Origin of the sequence: Rhodospirillum sp. A1_3_36, from assembly GCF_047263945.1 — a bacterium.
Taxonomy (GTDB): domain Bacteria; phylum Pseudomonadota; class Alphaproteobacteria; order Rhodospirillales; family Rhodospirillaceae; genus Rhodospirillum.
On record NZ_JBLAVB010000037.1, the window covers coordinates 1 to 21,131 of the forward strand.

General features: G+C 60.6%; 19 protein-coding genes and 1 tRNA gene. 11 read left to right on the forward strand and 9 right to left on the reverse strand.

Going from position 1 to position 21,131, the window contains the following annotated elements; all coding sequences use genetic code 11:
* Positions 1-275 precede the first annotated feature (275 nt).
* Both ACLIRY_RS25560 and ACLIRY_RS25565 read right to left on the reverse strand, forming a co-directional pair.
* Positions 276-352 (reverse strand) — tRNA-His (locus ACLIRY_RS25560).
* Between the two features lie 63 nt (positions 353-415).
* Positions 416-1,579, reverse strand: coding sequence for an aminotransferase (locus tag ACLIRY_RS25565; RefSeq protein ID WP_413208255.1), 1,164 nt, complete (start codon positions 1,577-1,579; stop codon positions 416-418).
* Between the two features lie 369 nt (positions 1,580-1,948).
* On the opposite strand from ACLIRY_RS25565, the gene ACLIRY_RS25570 reads away from it, so the two are divergent.
* On the forward strand, positions 1,949-2,287 hold the full coding sequence (locus ACLIRY_RS25570) for a P-II family nitrogen regulator (RefSeq protein WP_413208256.1): 339 nt from the start codon (positions 1,949-1,951) through the stop codon (positions 2,285-2,287).
* Positions 2,288-2,750: 463 nt separating this feature from the next.
* Complete coding sequence (gene glnA, locus ACLIRY_RS25575; protein WP_413208257.1) at positions 2,751-4,160, forward strand: type I glutamate--ammonia ligase; 1,410 nt, start codon at positions 2,751-2,753, stop codon at positions 4,158-4,160.
* A gap of 246 nt (positions 4,161-4,406) precedes the next feature.
* Here the strand turns inward: glnA and ACLIRY_RS25580 are convergent, their stop codons facing one another.
* Positions 4,407-4,886: a hypothetical protein gene (locus tag ACLIRY_RS25580; RefSeq protein WP_413208258.1), complete on the reverse strand. Its 480-nt coding sequence runs from the start codon at positions 4,884-4,886 to the stop codon at positions 4,407-4,409.
* A gap of 228 nt (positions 4,887-5,114) precedes the next feature.
* Here ACLIRY_RS25580 and ACLIRY_RS25585 point away from each other — a divergent pair, with 228 nt between their 5' ends.
* From ACLIRY_RS25585 to ACLIRY_RS25595, 3 genes are all read left to right on the forward strand, one after another.
* Positions 5,115-6,383 (forward strand): hypothetical protein, encoded by a 1,269-nt coding sequence (locus ACLIRY_RS25585; RefSeq protein WP_413208259.1) that lies wholly within the window; start codon positions 5,115-5,117, stop codon positions 6,381-6,383.
* 194 nt (positions 6,384-6,577) lie between these two features.
* Entirely contained in the window at positions 6,578-7,636 is a 1,059-nt protein-coding gene (argC, locus tag ACLIRY_RS25590) for an N-acetyl-gamma-glutamyl-phosphate reductase (RefSeq protein WP_413208260.1), read from the forward strand.
* 81 nt (positions 7,637-7,717) lie between these two features.
* Positions 7,718-8,260, forward strand: a complete 543-nt coding sequence (locus ACLIRY_RS25595) for a gamma carbonic anhydrase family protein (protein ID WP_413208261.1) — start codon at positions 7,718-7,720, stop codon at positions 8,258-8,260.
* A gap of 385 nt (positions 8,261-8,645) precedes the next feature.
* Here ACLIRY_RS25595 and ACLIRY_RS25600 read toward each other — a convergent pair whose 3' ends face one another.
* The gene (locus ACLIRY_RS25600; RefSeq protein ID WP_413208262.1) at positions 8,646-9,836 is read right to left on the reverse strand and encodes an acetyl-CoA C-acyltransferase; all 1,191 of its coding nucleotides are present in this window, start codon (positions 9,834-9,836) and stop codon (positions 8,646-8,648) included.
* A gap of 151 nt (positions 9,837-9,987) precedes the next feature.
* Here ACLIRY_RS25600 and ACLIRY_RS25605 point away from each other — a divergent pair, with 151 nt between their 5' ends.
* The gene (locus tag ACLIRY_RS25605; RefSeq protein WP_413208263.1) at positions 9,988-10,560 is read left to right on the forward strand and encodes a TetR/AcrR family transcriptional regulator; all 573 of its coding nucleotides are present in this window, start codon (positions 9,988-9,990) and stop codon (positions 10,558-10,560) included.
* An 11-nt stretch (positions 10,561-10,571) separates the two neighbouring features.
* Here ACLIRY_RS25605 and ACLIRY_RS25610 read toward each other — a convergent pair whose 3' ends face one another.
* Both ACLIRY_RS25610 and ACLIRY_RS25615 read right to left on the reverse strand, forming a co-directional pair.
* Positions 10,572-11,933, reverse strand: a complete 1,362-nt coding sequence (locus tag ACLIRY_RS25610) for an aspartate aminotransferase family protein (RefSeq protein WP_413208264.1) — start codon at positions 11,931-11,933, stop codon at positions 10,572-10,574.
* A 372-nt stretch (positions 11,934-12,305) separates the two neighbouring features.
* Positions 12,306-13,484 carry an NAD(P)/FAD-dependent oxidoreductase gene (locus ACLIRY_RS25615; RefSeq protein ID WP_413208265.1) on the reverse strand — a complete coding sequence of 393 codons (1,179 nt, stop codon included), beginning with the start codon at positions 13,482-13,484 and terminating at the stop codon, positions 12,306-12,308.
* 150 nt (positions 13,485-13,634) lie between these two features.
* Here ACLIRY_RS25615 and ACLIRY_RS25620 point away from each other — a divergent pair, with 150 nt between their 5' ends.
* Positions 13,635-14,516, forward strand: a complete 882-nt coding sequence (locus tag ACLIRY_RS25620) for a cell envelope integrity EipB family protein (protein WP_413208266.1) — start codon at positions 13,635-13,637, stop codon at positions 14,514-14,516.
* 86 nt (positions 14,517-14,602) lie between these two features.
* Here the strand turns inward: ACLIRY_RS25620 and ACLIRY_RS25625 are convergent, their stop codons facing one another.
* Both ACLIRY_RS25625 and ACLIRY_RS25630 read right to left on the reverse strand, forming a co-directional pair.
* Positions 14,603-15,511: an ROK family protein gene (locus ACLIRY_RS25625; RefSeq protein WP_413208267.1), complete on the reverse strand. Its 909-nt coding sequence runs from the start codon at positions 15,509-15,511 to the stop codon at positions 14,603-14,605.
* On the reverse strand, positions 15,508-16,323 hold the full coding sequence (locus ACLIRY_RS25630) for a PAS domain S-box protein (RefSeq protein ID WP_413208268.1): 816 nt from the start codon (positions 16,321-16,323) through the stop codon (positions 15,508-15,510). The genes ACLIRY_RS25625 and ACLIRY_RS25630 overlap by 4 nt, the downstream gene beginning before the upstream one ends.
* Before the next feature lie 401 nt (positions 16,324-16,724).
* On the opposite strand from ACLIRY_RS25630, the gene ACLIRY_RS25635 reads away from it, so the two are divergent.
* A complete protein-coding gene (locus ACLIRY_RS25635; RefSeq protein ID WP_413208269.1) occupies positions 16,725-17,750 on the forward strand; it encodes an MBL fold metallo-hydrolase in 1,026 nt (341 codons plus the stop codon).
* Between the two features lie 78 nt (positions 17,751-17,828).
* On the opposite strand, the gene ACLIRY_RS25640 is transcribed toward ACLIRY_RS25635, so the two are convergent.
* Complete coding sequence (locus ACLIRY_RS25640; protein WP_413208270.1) at positions 17,829-18,182, reverse strand: ArsR/SmtB family transcription factor; 354 nt, start codon at positions 18,180-18,182, stop codon at positions 17,829-17,831.
* 364 nt (positions 18,183-18,546) lie between these two features.
* Between ACLIRY_RS25640 and ACLIRY_RS25645 the strand changes: the two genes are divergently transcribed.
* From ACLIRY_RS25645 to ACLIRY_RS25655, 3 genes are all read left to right on the forward strand, one after another.
* On the forward strand, positions 18,547-19,476 hold the full coding sequence (locus ACLIRY_RS25645) for a histone deacetylase family protein (RefSeq protein WP_413208271.1): 930 nt from the start codon (positions 18,547-18,549) through the stop codon (positions 19,474-19,476).
* 250 nt (positions 19,477-19,726) lie between these two features.
* Complete coding sequence (locus ACLIRY_RS25650) at positions 19,727-19,993, forward strand: exodeoxyribonuclease VII small subunit (protein ID WP_413208272.1); 267 nt, start codon at positions 19,727-19,729, stop codon at positions 19,991-19,993.
* An 85-nt stretch (positions 19,994-20,078) separates the two neighbouring features.
* The gene (locus ACLIRY_RS25655; protein ID WP_413208273.1) at positions 20,079-20,957 is read left to right on the forward strand and encodes a polyprenyl synthetase family protein; all 879 of its coding nucleotides are present in this window, start codon (positions 20,079-20,081) and stop codon (positions 20,955-20,957) included.
* Positions 20,958-21,131: the final 174 nt, after the last annotated feature.

Genomic DNA, 21,131 nt, shown 5'->3' on the forward strand with positions numbered 1-21,131 from the left:
GGATACAGATCCGTCACCGGAACCGCCAGGCTCAAGGGGCAAGCGCCGCTGGACGCTATCCGCGATCTCATCCAGGGCAGTTTCGCACTCGCTTGAGGCGCCTGCCGCCAACCCCGTGAGCAATTACGTTGGATCAAACCGCCTTAAATCGACCCCGATTCAGGGCAAGTAATTTGATCCGCGAGAGACCGGTGGGAAAGTATCAAAAAAGGGTCTCCGGTTTCGACCGAAGACCCTTTTTCTTCCGACACCAACCCTTTGAAGGGCAGGAAATTTGGGGCGAGTGAACGGATTTGAACCGTCGGCCTCATGGACCACAACCACGCGCTCTAACCAACTGAGCTACACCCGCCATCGTCGGAGGCGCAGGTTGTAGACCAGGTTCTCACCCCCGTCAAGCACTTATGAGACGGAATTATTTTTGACCGAAATGCTCAGCCAGACGCTCCACGGCACCATCCAGGGCATCGTCCATTTTGGCGAAGCAGAAGCGGGCGAAATGGTTTGGGCCAGTGCCCTGATAGAAGGCGCTGACCGGCACCGCTGTGACACCGGCTTCGATGGTGATATGGCGACAAAAGGCCTCGTCGTTCCCGGTGAAACCCAGGGGGCGGAAGTCCGTCGTCAGGAAGTAGGTGCCCGCGCAGGTCATCACATCGAATCCCACCCCCTTAAGGCCCGCAGCGAGGCGATTCCGGCGGGCGGCCATGTCCCTGGCGAGGCCGCTGAAATAGGCGTCTTCCTTGGCCAACCCGGCGGCCACAGCGGCCTGGAGGGGGGTAGGGGTGGTGAAGGTGATGAATTGGTGCGTCTTGGAGATAGGGCCAAGCAGGGCGGGCGCAGCGACGATGTAGCCCACCTTCCAGTTGGTGATGGAGAAGGTCTTGCCCGCAGATCCAATCCGCGCCACCCGGTCGCGCATGCCGGGAAGACCCATCATGGAGACATGGGGATGACCATCGTAGACAAGGTGCTCATAAACCTCGTCGCTGACCACATAGGCGTCATGACGGATCACCAAGTCCGCGATGAACGACAGCTCCTCCTCGGTGAAGACCTTGGCGCAGGGATTCATGGGGGAATTGACAATGATCAGCTTCGTTTTGTCCGAGAAAGCCTCGGTCAGGGCCTGCCGGGGCAGATCCCAATGGGGGGGCTCCAGGCGGACCAGTTTGGGAATGCCTCCCGCCCGGCGCACGATGGGCAGGTAGCTGTCGTAAAGGGGCTCGATCAAGACGACCTCGTCGCCGGGCTCGATCAGGCCGAACAGGCAATCGGCCAGGGCCTCGGTTGCACCAGAGGTCACCATGACCTCCGTTGCCCAATCCACCTCCAGCCCATGAAAGCGCCGATCATGGGCCGCGATGGCCTGACGCAATTCGGGAAGGCCCATCATCGGGGGGTATTGGTGGGGGCCGGTCGATAGGGCATGGGCGGCAGCGGCGATCACGTCTTCGGGCTCAAGGCCCTCTGGGAAGCCCTGGCCTAGATTGATCGCGCCGTGCTCCTGCGCCAATTGGGACATGACCGTGAAGATTGTCGTTCCTAAGCCGGAAAAAATGCTGTTCGCCGGTTTCATCTGTTTATCGGGCCTCTCGGACTGACTGCGTAAAGGGGCGGGGGTGAGGATACCGACACCGGAGGTTCGGTATCGGTGTCCTCACCCTGTGGGCCACGGGGCAAGGGGGAATCTCGAGTCTCCTTGCGTCGGGGGCGGACCCATAGGGTAGCTGGACCTTGGGTGGGATGCATGCCTATAATTTGGGCGTTGTGCCTGTCCGGTAGGCGAGGTATGGAGGCGAATGGGTCTGTTCCCCGCTTTGGAAAGGCGCAAAAATCCAAGGGCTTGCGAGGCCGTTGAACAATTGGCACGCGGCGTGATAAGCACTTGGTCGCGTCATGTTTCAGCGGCGCGGTCCCGACCAACCAGCCGGAGCGACCGGATTTCATGAAAAAGATCGAAGCGATCATAAAACCCTTCAAGCTCGACGAGGTGAAGGAAGCCCTTCACGAGATCGGGTTGCAAGGTATCACTGTCACCGAGGCAAAGGGCTTTGGGCGCCAAAAGGGCCATACGGAGCTGTATCGCGGCGCCGAATATGTGGTTGATTTTTTACCCAAGGTGAAAATTGAACTGGTGATCGAAGACGCCCTGGTGGAGCGCGCGATTGAAGCCATTCAGCAGGCCGCCCAGACCGGTCGCATTGGTGACGGCAAGATTTTCGTGTCCTCCATCGAGGAAGCGATTCGCATCCGTACGGGTGAGCGGGGTGGTGACGCCATCTAGAGTGAAACTGGATCAGCTTGAGTCAAGCTGGCCCCGTTACACTCTCGTTATATAGATTTTAGAGTGCCTTCGAGGCCAAGTTGGGCCAAGAAGTGTCCCAACTTGATCTCAGAGCACTCTAGCGTCACGCGCTCGTGGATCAACCGAGAGGGTTGAGTGGGTCGGGAAAAGCTGCAACGGTTTTCCGATCCACTGAACGGGTTTCGGCGAGGTGATCCGGTAAGAAAAAAGGTGGATCGAAGCGATTGAGTCGAACCACCAGGGGGTCTTTTCGATCCCCGGCAGGCACGGCCACCGGCCGACCCACGCTTCACGGCATGACCGTTCTTCAGGGGGGCATCCGTGGGCTGGCGAAGGTGGCACCGGACCGGTCAAACGGGCCGGTTCATTCCCGGTGCGGGGTCGTCCCGATCCTAGCGCCGGTCTCCGACAGGCTTATTCAACCAATTGGGAAACCAAGGTCATGTCCGACGTTAAGACCATCATGGAAATGATTAAGGAAAACGACGTCAAATTCGTCGATTTCCGCTTCACCGACCCGAAGGGCAAGTGGCAGCACACCGCCCAATACGTGACCACTATCGACGAGGAGTCCCTGACCGAGGGAATCATGTTCGACGGGTCCTCCATTGCGGGTTGGAAAGACATCAACGAATCCGACATGATCCTGAAGCCGGACTTGGCATCTGCGGTCATGGATCCGTTTGCTGCCCAGCCGCAGCTGATCCTGTTCTGTGACGTGGTCGAGCCCGCCACTGGCCAGCTTTATGAGCGCTGCCCCCGGTCTGTGGCCAAGCGCGCCCTGTCCCACATGGCCTCTGTCGGTATCGGCGACACCGCCTACTTCGGTCCCGAAGCCGAGTTCTTCGTCTTCGACGACGTGCGCTTCGAAGTGACCATGAATAAGGTCTCCTACGAATTCGATTCGGAGGAGGGGCCCTATGTTTCGGGCAAGATGTTCGACGAGGGCAACTATGGCCACCGCCCTGCCGTCAAGGGCGGCTACTTCCCGGTTCCGCCCGTGGACAGCGCCACCGACCTGCGCGCCGAGATGCTGACCACCATGGCCGAAATGGGCATGCCGGTGGAAAAGCACCACCACGAGGTCGCGCCGTCGCAGCATGAGCTGGGTGTTCGATTCAACACCCTCATCGAAGCTGCCGACGACATGCAGAAGTACAAGTACGTCGTCCACATGGTGGCCCATGCCTACGGCAAGACCGCGACGTTCATGCCGAAGCCCTTGGCCGGTGATAACGGATCGGGCATGCACGTCCACCAGTCCATCTGGAAAGACGGCAAGCCCCTGTTCGCCGGGTCCGGTTATGCCGACCTGTCTGACACGGCGCTCTACTACATTGGCGGTATCATCAAGCACGCCAAGGCTCTGAACGCCTTCACGAACCCGTCCACCAACTCCTACAAGCGTCTGATTCCGGGATTTGAGGCTCCGGTGCTGCTGGCCTATTCGGCCCGTAACCGCTCCGCCTCCTGCCGTATTCCCTACGTCGCCAGCCCCAAGGGCAAGCGCGTTGAGGTGCGTTTCCCGGATCCGACCGCCAACCCCTACCTGGCCTTTGCGGCCATGCTGATGGCTGGCCTGGACGGCATCGAGAACAAGATCCACCCCGGCGATCCGATGGACAAGAACCTGTATGACCTGCCCCCCGAGGAGCTGGCCACCGTTCCGACCGTCGCGGGCTCTCTGCGGGAAGCTCTGGAAAGCCTGGACGCCGACCGTGGCTTCCTGACCAAGGGTGGCGTGTTCACCGACGACATGATCTCCGCCTACATGGCGCTGAAGTGGGACGAAGTGTACAACTTCGAGCATGCTCCCCACCCGATCGAATACAAGATGTACTACTCCTGCTAGAGCATTTTTGCTTTGTTTCAGTGAGTTGTGTCGGGTCCGGTCAACTGGATCGTTCGTTCACGACCCACTGAGACTTGCAGAAAAGCATAGATGAAAACGGCGTTCCCCTGGCGTATGGGGAACGCCGTACTCATGTTGGGACCGTTTCCTGAGACATCACCCGTGGTTCATGTGTGAGCAGGGGAAGGGGGCGATCCAATAGGATCACCTCCGTTCCGTCGGTCGAATAAGTCGATTTGGCAGGGATTACTTGGAAGGGAGGGGGGCTGTGGCGCTGTCATGGTCAATTACGGGACCCTTTGGCGCGGGCCCTTGGGGCAGGGTGCCCTCCCCAGGCCCCTTCATGGCGACCGCCACACGGATCGAGAAGGGACCTGACGTATCGAAAATATCCACCAGGACGGGTCCTCCATTGCTGTCGGCCATGGCTTGGGCAAGGGCTTCAACGGCTTGATTGGCTGCGGAAAAGGCCTGTTCCATGGCCGGTGCGAAGGCGTTCAGGAAACCCAGGGGCGTGAAGGCCATCGGGCCGAAAGCCTGTTTGGAGCTGACTTGGTCAAGGGCCGACGACAGAACCCAGGGAGATTCCTGAGCCCAGACTGTCCAGGGGGCCATCAGGGCGCCGGTCCAGGCTTCGAAGGCGGAAAAAGGCGAATCCAATGCACTCCCGCCGGTCGTGGCGGGCTGGAACGGGGGGAACGTCGAGGTGAAAAAGGGGAAAAACATCGGGGTTGTCCTCCTTGGGGCGAAGATCGCCGTTATCTTGCTCTTCCCGGGTGCCCTGGTAAAGCGCCGCTCTGTGACTGAGGGGCGCTTTTGCGGGAAAGGTCCGGGCCGGGGTAAACCTTGATCTTTCTGTCGAGAATGAGGAGGGGTTTCCTTGGGATCCCGGGGGCCCTATTCTTGACTGTCGATCCGGTTGCCAAGCCGGAGTTTTGGGGACCTCGTTAACCAATGTGCCTTTTGCTGACGATACGCGATGTTCCACTCAAGTCCATCCCGGGACTGCTTGTCCTGACGGTGATGCTTTGCCTCTGCCCAATGGGGGCGGACGCCCAGCCCCTGCCAGAGAACCTGCTGGAAAATGCGATCGGTGATTGTATTGGCAAAGAGGGTGCTATTGGGGATGCCGTTGGCGACCTCACCATCGATCCGAAAACCGGGAGGGTCGTATACCGCTGCGACAGTGACCCCAAGGGCGCGGAAAAAGTGCTGGAAGCGGGGCGCGGAGCGAAAGCCACCGGCGTCGGGTCCCCTGCGGCAAAGGCCCAGGCCGGATCGGCCAGCAGCAAGGCGACGGTTCAGGCGGGAGCAACGCCTAAAGGGGCTGCCTCCAAAGGGACCGCCAAGGGCGAGGCTCAGAAATCGGTCGAAGACATTCCTGCGGCCGACCATGGCGCTGCATCGGCCTATATGAATACACCCCGTGGACCTGCGCCTGACCGACCCCAGGACTGCGTGGGAGCACACCCCTATTACATGACATTCCCCGTCTGTGTCATGGCACGCAAGATGGGGCTTCTTGGCGATCGAACCGCTGCCAGTCCCACCGCTTCTGCACAGGGGGCCCCTGCTGCTGCACCTCCTCCGGGTCCAGGTCCTGTCCCGGCGACCCAGGGAGCTGCCGTCCAGGGAGAGGCTTCCCAGGGAAGCACTCCCCAGGGAACCGAAGCCGCCCCTCCCACACCTCAACCTGGATCCTCAAAGCGGACCATCGGCCCCCTACCGGAAGATGCGTCAGAGGCTGCGGCCCGTGCTGCGGAAAAGGTCCATGGCTCCGCGGCAGGGGAGACGGCTACTGCGGAGGGGGGAGAGGCCAAGGATGATAAAGCGGTCAAGGCGCGCCCCATGGGAAGTGTCTCCGGTTCAGGCGTTGTCGATGAAGGGATCGACTGGATAGACATCCTCTCCTGGATCGGAGTGGGAATTGGCGGGCTGCTGGCGTTGGGCGGTCTTGTCACCGGCATCCTGGTTATCGTGAACCGTATCCGTATGAAGCGGATGGGGGATCTGGATGATCCCTATCTGGCTTATTTCGACGACCCAGGCGACCTTCATCCGGTTGAGGAGGGGGACGGTCCCGGTTTGTTCGACGGCATGGATGACGTGGAGGAACCCTTGGGAGCTTTCGATGAGGAGCCTTTGGAACACGGCCTGATGGACCCTGGCCCTTCCGGGAAAGGGACAGCTGTCGGGGGCCGAGATCGTGCCTTTACATCATAGGAGCCTGTCGATTTCATCCGAAGGCTTGGCAAGGCAAGGTCTTTTTGTTCCGGCGCTTTTCGGTGACTGTGGAAGCGGGCAGCATTTACACCCGAAAAAAATTGCATCGAACCGGGGGGGCGTGTAACCAGACTCTCCGCTTCGACACTCGGAAGCGGCCTTGTTTTTAAACCACCTTCCTTGGGAGAGGAGCCATGAGCGATTTGGTCAACGTCGCCATTCTGGGCGCGAGCGGATATACGGGGGCGGAGCTGGTGCGCCTGCTGTCCCGCCATCCTCGTGTCGCGCTCAAGGCCCTCACCGCGAACCGGAAGGCGGGGCAAACCTTTGCCTCCGTCTTCCCCCATCTGGGTGGCCTCGACCTGCCGAACTTGACCACCATCGAGGATGTGGATTGGTCGGGTATCGATTTTGTCTTCTGTGGCCTGCCCCATGGGACCACGCAACAGATCATCAAGGATTTGTTGGACGGCCCCCAAGGGGCGCGGCTGAAGATCGCCGATCTGTCTGCCGATTTCCGGCTGTCCGATCCCGAGGAGTATGCCCGCTGGTACGGCCATGCCCATATGGCGGTGGAGCTGCAGAAGGAAGCCGTTTATGGGCTGGTGGAAGTGAATCGGGAGGCCATCGCCAAGGCCCGGTTGGTGGCCGTACCCGGTTGCTATCCCACCAGCGCCCAATTGCCCCTGGTCCCGCTGTTGAAGGATGGGGTGATCGACCCGGGAATGATCATCATCGATGCCAAATCCGGCGTGTCCGGTGCCGGGCGGGACCCCAAGGAGGGCTCGCTGCACTGCGAGGTGTCCGAGGGCATCCATGCCTATGGGATTGGCAGCCATCGCCACGGACCGGAAATCGACCAGGGATTGTCTCTGGCTGCCGGGGCGCCGGTCGTTTCCAGCTTCACCCCCCATCTGGTGCCCGCCAACCGGGGCATTCTGTCGACCATCTATGTCCGTCCGAATCCGGGCAAAGGGATCGCTGATCTGCGCGCCAGCCTTGAGGCCGCCTATGCCCAGGAGGCCTTCGTCCGCGTCGTGCCTGATGGGAGCGTGCCCCATACCCGCCATGTGCGGGGGTCCAACTACGTGTTGATCGGCGTCCACGCCGACCGGGCACCCGAGCGGGTGATCCTCACCTGCGTGGAGGACAATCTGGTCAAGGGGGCCTCCGGTCAGGCGGTGCAGAATATGAATGTCATGCTCGGTTTCCCGGAAACCCTGGGGCTGGAACAGCAGCCCCTGTTCCCCTAAACCAAGGGGGCGGCCTTCCAGGACGGGGGGCCGCCCTTTTGCTTTCATCCGGTCCAATCCACCTTTTTGGGAGATGACGTCATGTCCGCCGCTCAACATCCCGGTCCCATTATTCTGCCCTTCAAGGGGATCTTGCCGCGAATCGCCGCTGACGCTTTCATCGCGCCCGGTGCGGTGGTCATTGGCGATGTGGAGATCGGATCCGGAACCAGCGTTTGGTTCGGTTGCGTCATCCGGGGCGATGTCCACGAAATCCGCATTGGGGACCGGACCAACATCCAGGATGGCACAGTCGTCCATGTGACCGGTGGCAAGTTCGGGACCTACATTGGAAGCGATATCACCATCGGACACCAAGCCCTGCTGCACGCCTGCACCTTGGAAGACAACAGCTTCGTTGGCATGGGGGCAACGGTCATGGACGGGGCGACGGTTCAGGAATGGGGTATGGTCGCGGCGGGCGCCCTGGTCACCCCCGGCAAGACGGTGACCGGCAAGACCCTCTGGGCGGGTAGCCCGGCCAAATACAAACGGGACCTCAGCCAGGCGGATATGGAGTTCTTTCCCGTCTCCGCCGCGAACTACGCCAAGCTGGGGGCCACATACAAGGCGGATCTGGCTTAGCTTTGACCCGGTTCGCGGAGGAAAACGGTCCATAGGGCGTGTGGCCGGGCCCTTGGAGTGATTTTACAGTGAAACTGGATCAGCAAGAGTCAAGCTGATCCAGTTTCATTCTAGCGTCGCGGATTTTGCCTTCTGGTCCCACCCTGGATTCCCGCGTGCCAGGGTACACGACAGGGGGGGGGGTCCCGTCACGGGGCTTCGCCCCGTCCCCCACTGGGGCCGAAAGGCCCCAGACCCCCATTCGTTTTTTTTCCAATGGGATCAAAGGGTCCGTGACCCTTTGCGGGTCTGGGCAGAGCCCAGAAACTGCGAAGCAGGGTTTCGGATTTTCAAGGATACAGAGTATACCGTGCCTGATTTCACAAAAGTGGTCTCAAGCATATGGTTAGAGCGGACGTTCAATGGCGATGGCCGTTGCCTCTCCACCGCCGATGCAGAGGCTGGCCACGCCCCGTTGGGCGCCTCGGGCGATCAGGGCGTGGAGGAGGGTGACAAGGAGACGGGCGCCCGTGGCGCCGATGGGGTGGCCCAGGGCGCAGGCGCCTCCGTTCACGTTCAGGCGATCCTCGGGAATGCAAAGGTCCCGAGCTGCGGCCATGGCGACCACAGCGAAGGCCTCGTTAACTTCGAACAAATCCACGTCGTCGACGGACCAGTTCACCTTTTTCAAGAGTTTGCGCATGGCCGGGATGGGTGCGGTGGTGAACCAGGCGGGATCTTGGGAGTGCGTGGCGTGGCCCCGTATTTCCGCCAAAATGGGCAAGCCTTCGGCCTGAGCGGTGGACCGGCGGGTCAGCACCAGGGCTGCGGCTCCATCGGCATTGGCCGAGGAACTCGCTGCGGTGATCGTCCCATCGGCGCGAAAGGCAGGCTTGAGACCCGGTATCCTGTCCGGAGACACGCCCATGGGGATTTCGTCCCGGTCGACGACGATCGGGCCTCCCTTGGCGGGCACCGATAGGGGCGTGATTTCCGAAGCAAAGGCGCCGCTCTCCACGGCGGCGCGGGCGCGGGTCAGGGTGGCCATGGCATAGCGGTCCTGGGCCTGCCGGTCGAACTGATAGGCTGCGGCCGTGGCCTCGCCGAAGTCCCCCATGGGACGTCCCCCCTCATAGGCGTCTTCCAATCCATCCAACATCATGTGATCGAACACCCGACCATGGCCCGCGCGGTATCCGTCCCGGGCTAGGGGCAGCAGGTAGGGGGCGTTTGTCATGGACTCCATCCCTCCGGCCAGGACCACCTGCGCTGAGCCCGCCAGAATCAGGTCGTGGGCGAGCATGGTTGCCTTCATGCCCGATCCGCAGACCTTGTTCACCGTCGTGGCACCAACGCCGTCGGGCAAGCCGGCGCCCCGGGTGGCTTGACGAGCGGGAGCTTGACCTTGGCCAGCGGGGAGGACACAGCCCATCACCACTTCGTCCACGGCGTCGCCGGACAGACCCGACCGATCCAGGGCCGCAGCGAGGGTCCGGGCGCCCAACTCCCATGCGGGGAGAGACGCGAGGGCGCCCCGAAAGCGGCCCAAGGGAGTGCGGGTGGCGGCGGTGATAACCACGGGATCGGTTTCGGTCATGCTGTCTTCCTTTCGCCCCCTCGAACTGGGCGTGGGGTTGGGGGATTTTGCCATTGAATGATAACCATCATATAAAGAGATCATGGTGATCGTTCAATGGTAAATATGATAGGTAACATTCCATGGGTCTTGAGCCGGGAAAGGAAGGGGAATGCGCTACGATGACGCCCATAAGGAGGCGACGCGTGAACGGATCGTCGCAGCGGCGGGGGCACGCTTTCGTCGGGAGGGAATCGCTGGAACGGGCTTGGCGCGGTTGATGGCCGACGCAGGGCTAACCCACGGCGGTTTCTATGCCCACTTCGCATCGAAGGAGGATCTGGTTCGGGAGAGTCTGTCCTGGGCCCTGGATCAGACCCGCGCCGAGCTAAAGGAAAGGGCTGGAGGGAGAGGGGTGGAGGCGATTATCCGGTCCTATCTCTCCCCCACGCATAGGGATCACCCGGATGCCGGATGCGCGCTTGCCAGCCTTGCCGCAGAAGTGGCCCGCCATGCCGGTGACACCAGGGGTGTTCTGGCGGAAAAGGCGGAGGCATTGGAGGGGGTGATTGCCGATCACCTCCCAGAGGGCTGGACGGAAGGGAAGAGAACCGCCCGGGCTCGGGCGATTCTCTCGCTGATGATGGGGGCCTTGCAGCTTTCCCGGCTGCAGGACAGCCCGGAGGTGTCGCTGGGCTATTTGGCCGATGCTGCGGCTGCTGCCCGTCTTTTGGCGGAACCCTGAGGGGGCTCCTCCTACAGGTCGGCGGCCACCGTATCCAGGGCGGCGGTGACCTTGTTCATCATCTCGTCCACTTCTGTGGGGGTGATGATCAGTGGCGGGCTGAAGGCCAGGATGTCACCGGCCATGGCCCGGGTGATCACACCGTTTTCCTGAGCTTGGTCGGCGACCTTGGCGCCGACGCCGAGGGCCGGGTCGAAGTTTGCCTTGGTCTCTTTGTCCGCGACGAGTTCGAGGGCACCGATCAAGCCCACGCCCCGGGCATCGCCGACGAGCGGATGGCTTGCCAGTGCGCGCAGGCGCTCTTGCAGGCGGGCACCGGAGAGAGCCACTTGGTCGAGGATGTTTCGCTCGTCGTAGATGGCCAGGGTTTCCAAGGCCACAGCGGCGGCGACGGGATGGGCCGAATAGGTGTAGCCATGTCCGAAGGTGCCGATTTTGGCGGAATTCTCGCGGATTGCCGCGTAGACCGGTTCGCTCACCAGCACTGCGGAGATGGGCAGATAGGCCGAGGACAGGGCCTTGGCGCAGGTCAGGATATCGGGCTTCATGCCGAATTGCTGGCTGCCCCAATAGGTGCCGGTGCGGCCGAATCCGCAGATGACTTCGTCGGCGACCAATAGCACGTCGTACTTCTTCAGGACGGCCTGGATATGGTCGAAATAGCCCTTCGGCGGCACGATGACACCTCCTGCTCCCATCACCGGCTCGGCGAAGAACGCGGCCACGGTCTCGGGGCCTTCTTCCAGGATCAGGGCTTCCAGTTCATCGGCGCACCGTTTGGAAAACTCTTCCTCGCTTTCGCCGGGCTTCCCCTGGCGGTAGTAGTGGGGGTCTGAGGTATGCAGGATATTGGCGATGGGCAGGTCGAAGTCCCGGTGGTTGGCGGGCAGGCCGGTGAGGCTCGCCGCAGCCACGGTGACGCCGTGGTAGCCCCGCTTTCGGGCGATCAGCTTTTTCTTCTCTGGCCGACCCAGGGCGTTGTTCATGTACCAGATCATCTTGATGGCCGTGTCATTGGCCTCTGATCCGGAATTGCAGAAGAAGGCCCGGGCCATGGGCACCGGCGCCCGGGTCACCAGGGCTTCGGACAGCTGGATGCCCGGCGCATGGGACTTGTGCGTGAACATATGGAAGAAGGGTAATTCGGCCATCTGGCGGGCCGCAGCCTCGGCCAGACGGGGCTCTGAAAAGCCCAGGGAGGCACACCACAGTCCGGCCATACCCTCGATATAGTCCTTGCCCGCGTCGTCGTAGATGCGGACACCTTCGCCACGTACGGCGATCAGGGGGCCTTTGGACTCGTGGGCCACGAGGTTGGTATAGGGGTGAAGAGTATAGGTCAGATCCGCGTCGCGCAGGGTATTGGAGGACATCAGAGCACTTCCACGCAAGGAATGGGGAGGATAAAAAAGGCCATGCAGAGTGCCCCCGCCCGCCTGTCTAGACAAGATGGGAAATGGGACGGGGATCCCATTTCTTCCGGTGCGTGGTAGGGCAGGGGGGTATTCAGTCGCAGGGTGTGTGACAGCGTCTCGTCCTTTTTGGGCGATTGCCCAAGCCCATTTGGGGGCAAATGCCCCCAAACCCCCATTTTTCTTTTATCAATAAGTGTTTGAGGTTTGATGGGGTGACGGCCCCAATGGCATGTGGGCCATGATTGGGTTGTTTAATCCTCAATCAGAAGCCACCCGCCATTGGTCTCAGAGGCGGTTCATGCCGTGGGTTCGGTTGTCGCGCCTCTTGGATCAAATCACGTTCTTCTCGATCACCGGCTCCCGTCCAAAGGCGAAGCGGGAGAGGTCGAGGGTTTTGTATGTCCCATGAATGATCAGTTCGGCAATACCCCGGCCGACGGCGGGGGATTGTTGCAGGCCATGACCGGAAAAGCCATTGGCAAGGATCATATTCGGTCGTTCCGGATGGGGGCCGAGGATGGCGTTGGCATCCACCGTGTTCATGGAGTAATGCCCCGCCCAAGCCCCGGCAAAGCGGATGGACTCGAAAGCGGGGACCCGCTCGGCGAGGATCGGCCAGTGGACCTCCTCAAACAGGGAATGATCTTCCAGAAGGTCCAAGCAGTCCGGATCCGACTCACCGTCTTTCGGCGAAATGCCGCAGATGAAGCGGTCTCCCTCCGGTCGAAAATACAAGCCGCTGGGATCGGTCACCAGGGGGGAGTTCGCTGTGGACTCGGGGCAAGTGAAGACAAAGACGTGGCGCTTGCGCGGGCGTACGGGCAGGTCCACTCCGGCCATGGCTGCCACCAGATGGGAGCGGGGACCCGCAGCGTTGACCACCAGCCCGCAGGAAATCGTCTCGCCTGAGGCCAGGGTCACGCCGGTGATGCGTTCGCCTTCCCGGGTCAGCCCCACCACTTCGCCATGGATATGCTCGACCCCGTTGGACTTGGCTTTGCGTCGGAACCCCTGGAGCAGTGAAAAGGCGTCAAACCAGCCTTCGCCACTGAGCCCAAGGGCGCCCAAGCGCAGATCATCGACGCGCATCCAAGGGAAGCGCGCGGCGATCTCATCGGGCGTTACAAGCGCGATATCTGCCCCTTCGGCCTGCTGAATGGCGTGGTTGTCCCGCAGAACGGTCTCACCCTCGGGCGTCGCTGCGAGCAGCAAGTAGCCCCCCTCGTGCAAGGAAATGTCGGGCGGCGGTTCGCCATCGACGCTTAAATGATCGGAAAGATTGCGGAGGAAATCGATGCCATAAAGGGAGATGCGCACGTTTTCCGGCGTGGAGAATTGCTGGCGGATAGAGGCCGCAGATCGGGCCGTGGAGCCGTCCTGGAAAGTGGGGTCCCGCTCCACCACAGCCACGGACCCGGACCAATCCGGATCCGCCGCAAGAAAATGCGCGATAGAGGCGCCGATGACACCTCCACCGATAATGACCACATCCATCTGCCGTTGCGTCATCGAAAGGCCTCTTTTTCCATGTCTCGTATGATCCTACCGCTCAAAGGCCTCTTGTACCTTTGATCATTCCATCGCCATATCATGGAATGAGCGGATCGATAAAGGTGAATTGGATCCAATTTGAAATATTGGATCCAAAAAATGGAGCGAATGATGGGTAATGTATGGCGTGGTAGCGAGTCCGAAGTTCGGCCTTTCGGTTCTCGGAGGGCAGGGTGGGCTGTCGGAGCCGCTGTCGGGGCCTTGGCTGTCGGACTGTTCGTTCCGGAGACGTCCGCCCTGGCCGCCGGTCCCACGCTGGCGCCCCACGAGGCGGTCTATGACCTGTCGCTTTCCCGGGCGCAAGCCGGTGGCGTGGTTGGTGCCAACGGCTTGATGAACTACAAGCTCGAAAACACCTGTGCGGGGTGGACGATGGAATCACGCACGGTCCTGAATTTGTTTTATGCCGAAGGCGGGCGCATGGAGACCGAATGGGAATTCGTCGCCTATGAGGGCAAGAATGGGGAAGATTATTCCTTCTACATACGCAATTCCCGAAACGGTCAAGTGGATGAGATCCTGGAGGGCGATGCTCAAATGGATGGGAAGGGCGGCAAGGCTCACTATAAGCGCCCCGAGGACAATACCGTGGCCCTACCCGAGGCAACCCTGTTTCCGAGCGCTCATACTCTGGCCATTATCCGCGCCGCGCAGGAAGGGCAACGGTTTGTGGCCAAGACCGTTTTCGATGGTGCTTCCAAAGGAGGGGCGGGGCTCGTTACGGCCTTTATAGGGAAGGAACTGGGGGCTGATACGGTGCCCGACTCTGCCGATCCCCTGCTCAAGACTCCGTCTTGGCCGATGACCATTGCCTTCTTTTCCCCGAAGAAAGGCAATGACGGGGAAGAGGGTACCGGGGTGCCCAGCTACGAGGTGAAGGTCCGATATCATGACAATGGCGTGGCGCAGGAGATGGAGCAAAACTTTGGCTTTTTCAGTCTGGACTCCAAGTTGAAGACGTTAAAGGCCTTGCCTGAACCGGATTGCTAATCCGGGGAGCGATGAGGAGGCCGGGGGTGTGTAAACCGGGGTGTTCTTCCCCAATTCACTCCTTCCCAATTCACGTCCCCCTCAATTCATTCCACCGATGGCCAGAGCCAAGCGGCGCCACGGACCCCACTGGAATCCCCATGGATCGGCGGGCGTATGTGAGTGTCCACCCGGTCACTGAAGATCCAGGGTTCACAGAGGCGGGGGAGAAGCGTGTAAAGGTGGGGCATACGTCCCAGTCCCCCCCCTAGCACGATAACCTCCGGATCCAGGATGTTGATAACAACGGCCAACGCCCGGGCCAGACGGTCGGCGTGGCGGTCCAGGGTGGCGCGGGCGCCGATGTCGCCTTGCTGGGCGGCTTGGGCGATGGCCTCTGCGGTCAGAATTTGGCCCGAGACCTTTTCGTGGTCGGCGGTGATGGCCGGGCCAGAGCAGAAGGTTTCCACGCAGCCATGCAGGCCACAATAGCATGGCGGACCGGGTCGTTCCTCGTCCCGGGGCCAGGGCAGGGGGGTATGACCCCATTCTCCGGCGATGGCATTGGGGCTGGGCAGGGTGTGGCCGTTGACGATGATCCCGCCACCGACGCCGGTTCCCAGAATGACGCCAAAGACGCTCCGGGCTCCGGCCGCGGCGCCGTCCATGGCTTCGGACAGGGCGAAACAATCGGCATCGTTGGCCAGTCGAACGGGCCGACCCAGGCGGGCCTCCAGATCCCGATCCAAGGGTTTGCCGATCAGCCATGTGGAGTTGGCGTTTTTCACCAAACCCGTTGCCGGACTGATGATGCCGGGTATGCCGACGCCAACCGTACCCCGGGTCCCCAGGGCCTGTTCCATGCTTTCCACCAGATCGGCCATGGCTTCGATGGAGGCGGCATAGTCTCCCCGGGGCGTGGGCCGACGCCTGCGGCCCAGTTCCTTGCCGTCACGATCCAGGGCGATGATCTCGATCTTGGTTCCGCCAAGATCAATCCCGAGCCGGAGTGTCATGGGTCTTCCTTGGGTTGATCAGTGGTTTGATGGGTGGCCGGAATGGCCGAAAGGGCTTGCCCCACCATGATGATACCGGAGGGGCGCCCGGTCTCCGTCCGGTTGGGATGGAGGGAGCAGGACAGGCGGGCGGGCAGGTTCAACGAGGTGCCAAGAAGCGGAAACCGCAAAACGAGGGAGACTGTGGTTTTGCCCTCGACAATGGCGTCCAGGGCTTCGCGTAAGGGGGCGCGGTCTTCCGTCTGGACCAAGTGATCAATGGGACGCTCCTTGGCTTCTTCGACGGAAATGCCCGTTAGCCGGGTCATGCCGCGGTTCCAACTGAGGATCGTGCCATCCAGCCGCATAAGGACGATGGGGGCTTCCGCGTCCCTGAAAAAGGACAGGGCGTGCTTGTGTTCCCCCGTTGCAACCCGGTGGGACAGGGTTGCCGTTAAGGCCGCGATGCCGGGCAGGGTCACGGCGTTTACGGCCACTTTGGACAGTCCTGTGGTGGAATAGGAAAACAGCTCACCGGGCAGGGAAAAGAAGTAAAGAGCGTTGCCGACACCGAGGGCCGCCGCCGCCATTCCACCCCCCCATCCCCCCCGGAAGGCGGCGATACAGATGGCCAGGGCCAGGAACAATTGGGGATTTGGGATGGTGACGTTCATCCGGGACAGGCCGTCCAGGGCCAAAATCAGGATGGCCGTTGGCAGGCTTTCGCGGACGCCCAAGACCCATTCGCGGATTGATGAACCCTGTCGGATCGAGGGGAAGGACGCGTCCCGCTCCCTATCGGACGGAGGGCTGCATTTGAACTGGACCATCATAGGATGCCTAAACCATAGGGTGCCCAAGGTGCTGGCTCCACCAGAAGAATCGCGATCGCCAAGGGGAGGATCAAGGTGGCAACCTAGAGCAAATCCCGAGCAATCTGGAACAGATTGCGACGGGCGGAACGCACGCCGTAGGCGTGACGATTTGCTTCAATGTCAAAGGTTTAGAGCATGTTGCGTGAATCACATTTCACGCAACATGCTCTGTTGTAACAATTTAACACTGGTTGGCCGGTCCTTCAATGCGAGTCCCAGAGGTCTGGGATGGAAATGGTTTTTACCCTACGGTACAGTATGGAAGGTAGGAGAAGGGTCCGTCCCCCCTTCCGTTTTCTATCGCGCGCTCTGTTTTTCGAAGAGATCAGTATGTTTCAAAGAAACGAGGACCCGACCCGATGAACACAGAACTGGATTTCCCTTTTGCGGAAAGCCCGGAAGCCGGAGAGACGCGGGAAGTCGCCCCGGGGGTTCTGTGGATCCGTATGCCCCTTCCCTTCGCCTTGGATCACATCAATCTTTGGGCATTGGAGGATGGGGGTGGTTGGACCTTGGTGGATACGGGGATCGGCGACGATCGCACCAGGGGGTATTGGGAAAAACTGCTATCGGGGCCGTTGGCGGGGAGGCCGGTGACGCGGGTGCTCTGTACCCATTTCCATCCGGATCACATGGGGTTGACCCAAACCCTGACGGAAAAAACCGAAGCGATGCTTTGGGCCTCCTTGGGGGAATGGGGATTCGGCCGCATGCTGGCCAATACCAGCGACGACGACTTTACCGCCATGGCCGAACCTTTTTACCGACGTGCTGGCTTGGACGCTGCGGGGCTGGCGGTTGTGCGTGGTCGGGGCAACGGCTATGCCCAAAAGGTGGAAATGCCGCCACCCACCTTCCAGCGCCTGGTTGATGGGGCTTCTGTTCCCATTGGTGGGCGGATTTGGCGGGTCGTTGTGGGCCTTGGCCATGCGCCCGAGCATGTATCCCTGTGGTGTCCAGAGGACCGCCTTTTGATCAGCGGCGATCAGGTGCTCCCCAAGATCACGCCGAACATCAGCATTTGGCCCAGCGAACCTTTTGGGGATCCCTTGGCGGCCTATCTGGAGAGTCTGGGGAAATTCCTGCCCATGGATGCCGAAACCCTGGTCTTGCCCAGTCATAAACTCCCCTTCCGGGGTCTTCATCAACGGGTCGAGGAACTGGCCACCCACCACGAGGCCCGACTTGACGAAGCCCTGGAGGCCTGCGGACAAGCGCCCATGACCGCGGCACAAATCGTGCCGGTCATGTTCAAGCGGGATCTGGATGCCTATCAGATGTTTTTTGCCCTGGGTGAGGCCTTGGCCCATATCCATTGGTTGGAGAACAGGGGGGCGCTCCGTCGCGAAGAGGTCGACGGTGTTGCTCGCTTCCACCGGGTTTGACCGGGATATCCCCCTTCACCAACCCCCCTTCACCAACCCCGCTTCCCCATGCACAGGCCCCCATGCACAGGAAGCACTCTAGGCGGCTCTTTCATCAGCAGTGCCGACCAGAACGAGGGGCGGACTCTTTTCGTCTCCGCAATACAAGCGATGCAAGGTTTCCAGAACGGAAATCGCTTCTGGTCCTTTTAGGGAATAGAAGATCGTCTGGGCCTCGCGCCGGGTCTGGACAAGGTCGTCTTTGCGTAAACGTGCCAAGTGCTGGGACAGGGCGGACTGGGAGAGACCGATAATCCGCTCCAATTCACCGACGTTCTTCTCGCCCCGTAACAATTGGCAGAGGATCAGAAGCCTGTGTTCATTGCTCATGGCCTTCAGCAAGGCGCTTCCACGTCGGGCATTCTCCTGAAAGCGGTCCAAATCGAGAGTCATATCAGTCACCTTGGAATGTGTTTTCCTAATGTAGGGCAATTTTTCGCTGGAGAACAAGAGGCGCGAACAGTTCTTAATAACAAAGTTGGGCCACTTGGTGCATAGCGTCTCCTCTTGTTTGTTTGTTCTCATGAATTACAGCCTTATGTTGTTTCTGGCGGAATCTGTTGTGCCTGCTTAAGCTTGCACCTCCTGATGGTGGCTTCACGGTCTCGGTGGCGGATGGGAGACCGGCTAGCGGGATCGTTTTTCGAATTTCTTCTCCGAATGGAGGAGGGAAAAGCCTGTTGCCTGTATGCGCCGCGCCTGAAATAAAGAATGGGTCGAGGAGCAAAAATTTCAAAAAAGCCGTCCTGGAGGAAACATGACAACACTGCTGGTGAGTCATCACGCATGTATCGATCACGACACCGGGAGCTTCCATCCGGAAGGCCCGGATCGGTTGCGCGCCGTGCAGCGGGTTTTGGAAGCCGAAGAGTTCATGATGGTGCATCGGGAGGATGCTCCCCATGTGACGCGCGAGCAACTTCTGCGGGTCCACCCCATGTCCCATATCGATTCGATTCTTGATCATGTCCCCAGGGAAGGGCTCCACCACGTTGACAGTGACACGATCCTTTCGCCGGATTCGGGCGAGGCGGCCCTGCGCGCTGCGGGGGGGATGATTCAGGCTGTGGATGAGGTCATGGGAAAAAGGGTCCGTAACGCCTTCGTTGCGGTGCGCCCCCCCGGACACCATGCCGAGCTGAATACGGCCATGGGTTTCTGTCTGTTCAATAATGCGGCGATTGGTGCCTTCCATGCCCGCGCTCAATGGGGAGGGGAGCGGGTGGCCGTGGTCGATTGGGATGTCCACCACGGTAATGGGACCCAGCATATCTTCTGGGACGACCCAGGAATGTTCTATGCGTCCACCCATGAAGCGGGTAGCTTTCCGAACACGGGTTTCGTCTCGGAGACCGGGGCGCATGGGAACGTTGTGAACTGTCCCCTACCGTCTGGCAGCCAAGGAGATGTGTTCCGTGAGGCCTTCTCTGAGCAGATCATGCCCGCCCTGCGCGCTTTTGCCCCAGACCTCATTATTATCAGCGCCGGTTTCGATGCCCATGTGATGGATCCTTTGGCCAACTTGAACCTGAAAGTGGGGGACTTCACCTGGGCCACCCAACAGGTCATGGATCTCGCCGGGGAAATCTGCGACAACCGGGTCGTTTCTGTCCTGGAAGGGGGGTATGATATCACCGCACTCGCGTCCTGTGTTGCCGCCCACGTCCGGACTTTGATGGAGCATTAGGGATGGAGCATTGGTAACGGAACGGACGGATTGGCGCCGTCCATGTTGCGGAGGCGTCGTCAGGTCGCTACAATCCGGCGCCTTTGGTCTTGGCCCCCGTCGTTGGGGGCGAAGCCTGTGCCTCGGACCTGTGCCTTGAATAGTTTGCCCGCGTTCTGTGGATCCGGGGCAGATACATATCGTACCGGGTTGACCAGGGACGGTATGAGAGGGTCGGGCAGAGTGCCTGATATGAAATCGGATGAATGGTATGAGTGAAAGCGCCAAGGGAGCGACCCGTATCCCCAAGGATATCGCAGCCCTAAGCTTCGAGCAGGCGATGGGGGAGCTGGAATCCATCGTGCGCGAATTGGAACAGGGCACCGTCGAGTTGGACCGGGCTGTCGGTGCCTATGAGCGGGGGGTGGCTTTGAAGCGCCATTGCGATGTGAAGCTGCGGGACGCCCGCATGACGGTCGAGCGAATTTCCGTCGCACCCGATGGGACGCCGTCCACCAGTCCCCTCGACGGGGTCTAAGCGACTCCTGTGGGGAGCCGGATTGGGTATAATGGTACAGACTGATTGCGGGGGAAAAGCAACCGTGAGTGATCTTAAGGAGGTCATGGCCGCCGAGGCGGAGGCCGTGAACGAACACCTGTCGCGCCTGATGGCTACGACCCAGGACCCGGAAGGGCGGGTGGTCGAGGCCATGCGTTATGCCAGCCTGGAGGGAGGCAAACGCTTGCGGCCTTTTCTGGTTTTGCAATCCTCCCGGTTATTTTCCGTGGGCCGGTCCTGCGCGCTGAATGTGGCCGCTGCCATCGAGATGGTTCATTGCTATTCCCTGGTCCACGATGATTTGCCGGCCATGGACGACGATGATCTGCGCCGGGGCCGCCCGACCACCCATAGGAAATATGACGAGGCAACGGCAATTCTGGCCGGCGATGCCCTGTTGACCAAGGCCTTCGAAGTTTTGGCCCTGACCGGCACCCATGCTGATCCGGCCGTGCGATGTGATTTGGTCATGGAGCTGGCCACAGCTTCCGGCGCCCGGGGCATGGTTGGCGGTCAGATGGTTGACTTGATGGCCGAACGGGGCTTGATGGAAGATGTCGTGGACGTTGCGGCCATCACCCGCATGCACCAGATGAAGACCGGACGACTGATCAGCTTCTCCTGCATTGCCGGAGCCGTTCTGGGCAAGGCGCCCAAGTCCCTGCGCCATGCTCTGTCCAATTATGCCCATGACCTGGGCCTAGCCTTCCAGATTGCCGATGACTTGCTGGATGTGGAGGGGGATAGCGCCACCCTCGGCAAGACGGCGGGCAAGGATGAAGCCGCTGGAAAATCCACTTTTGTTTCCCTGTTGGGATTGGATCGGGCCAGGGAGCAAGCCCATATCCTGGCAGAACAGGCTGTGCGTCACTTGGATGTATTCGACGAAAAGGCCGACCTGATGCGTGATGTTGCCCGTTTCGTCGTCGAGCGGAAGAGCTGATCTTCCCCTCTCCATGTGCCCTTGTGCCTCGTTTCCATTGGAGTTAATACCGTGAGTTCATCGCCTGAAACGCCCCTGCTCGACCGGTTTTCGGACCCATCCGGGACGCGGTCTCTTTCGTTGGTGGAGCTGGAGCAACTGGCCGGAGAGGTCCGGTCAGAGATGATCGATGCG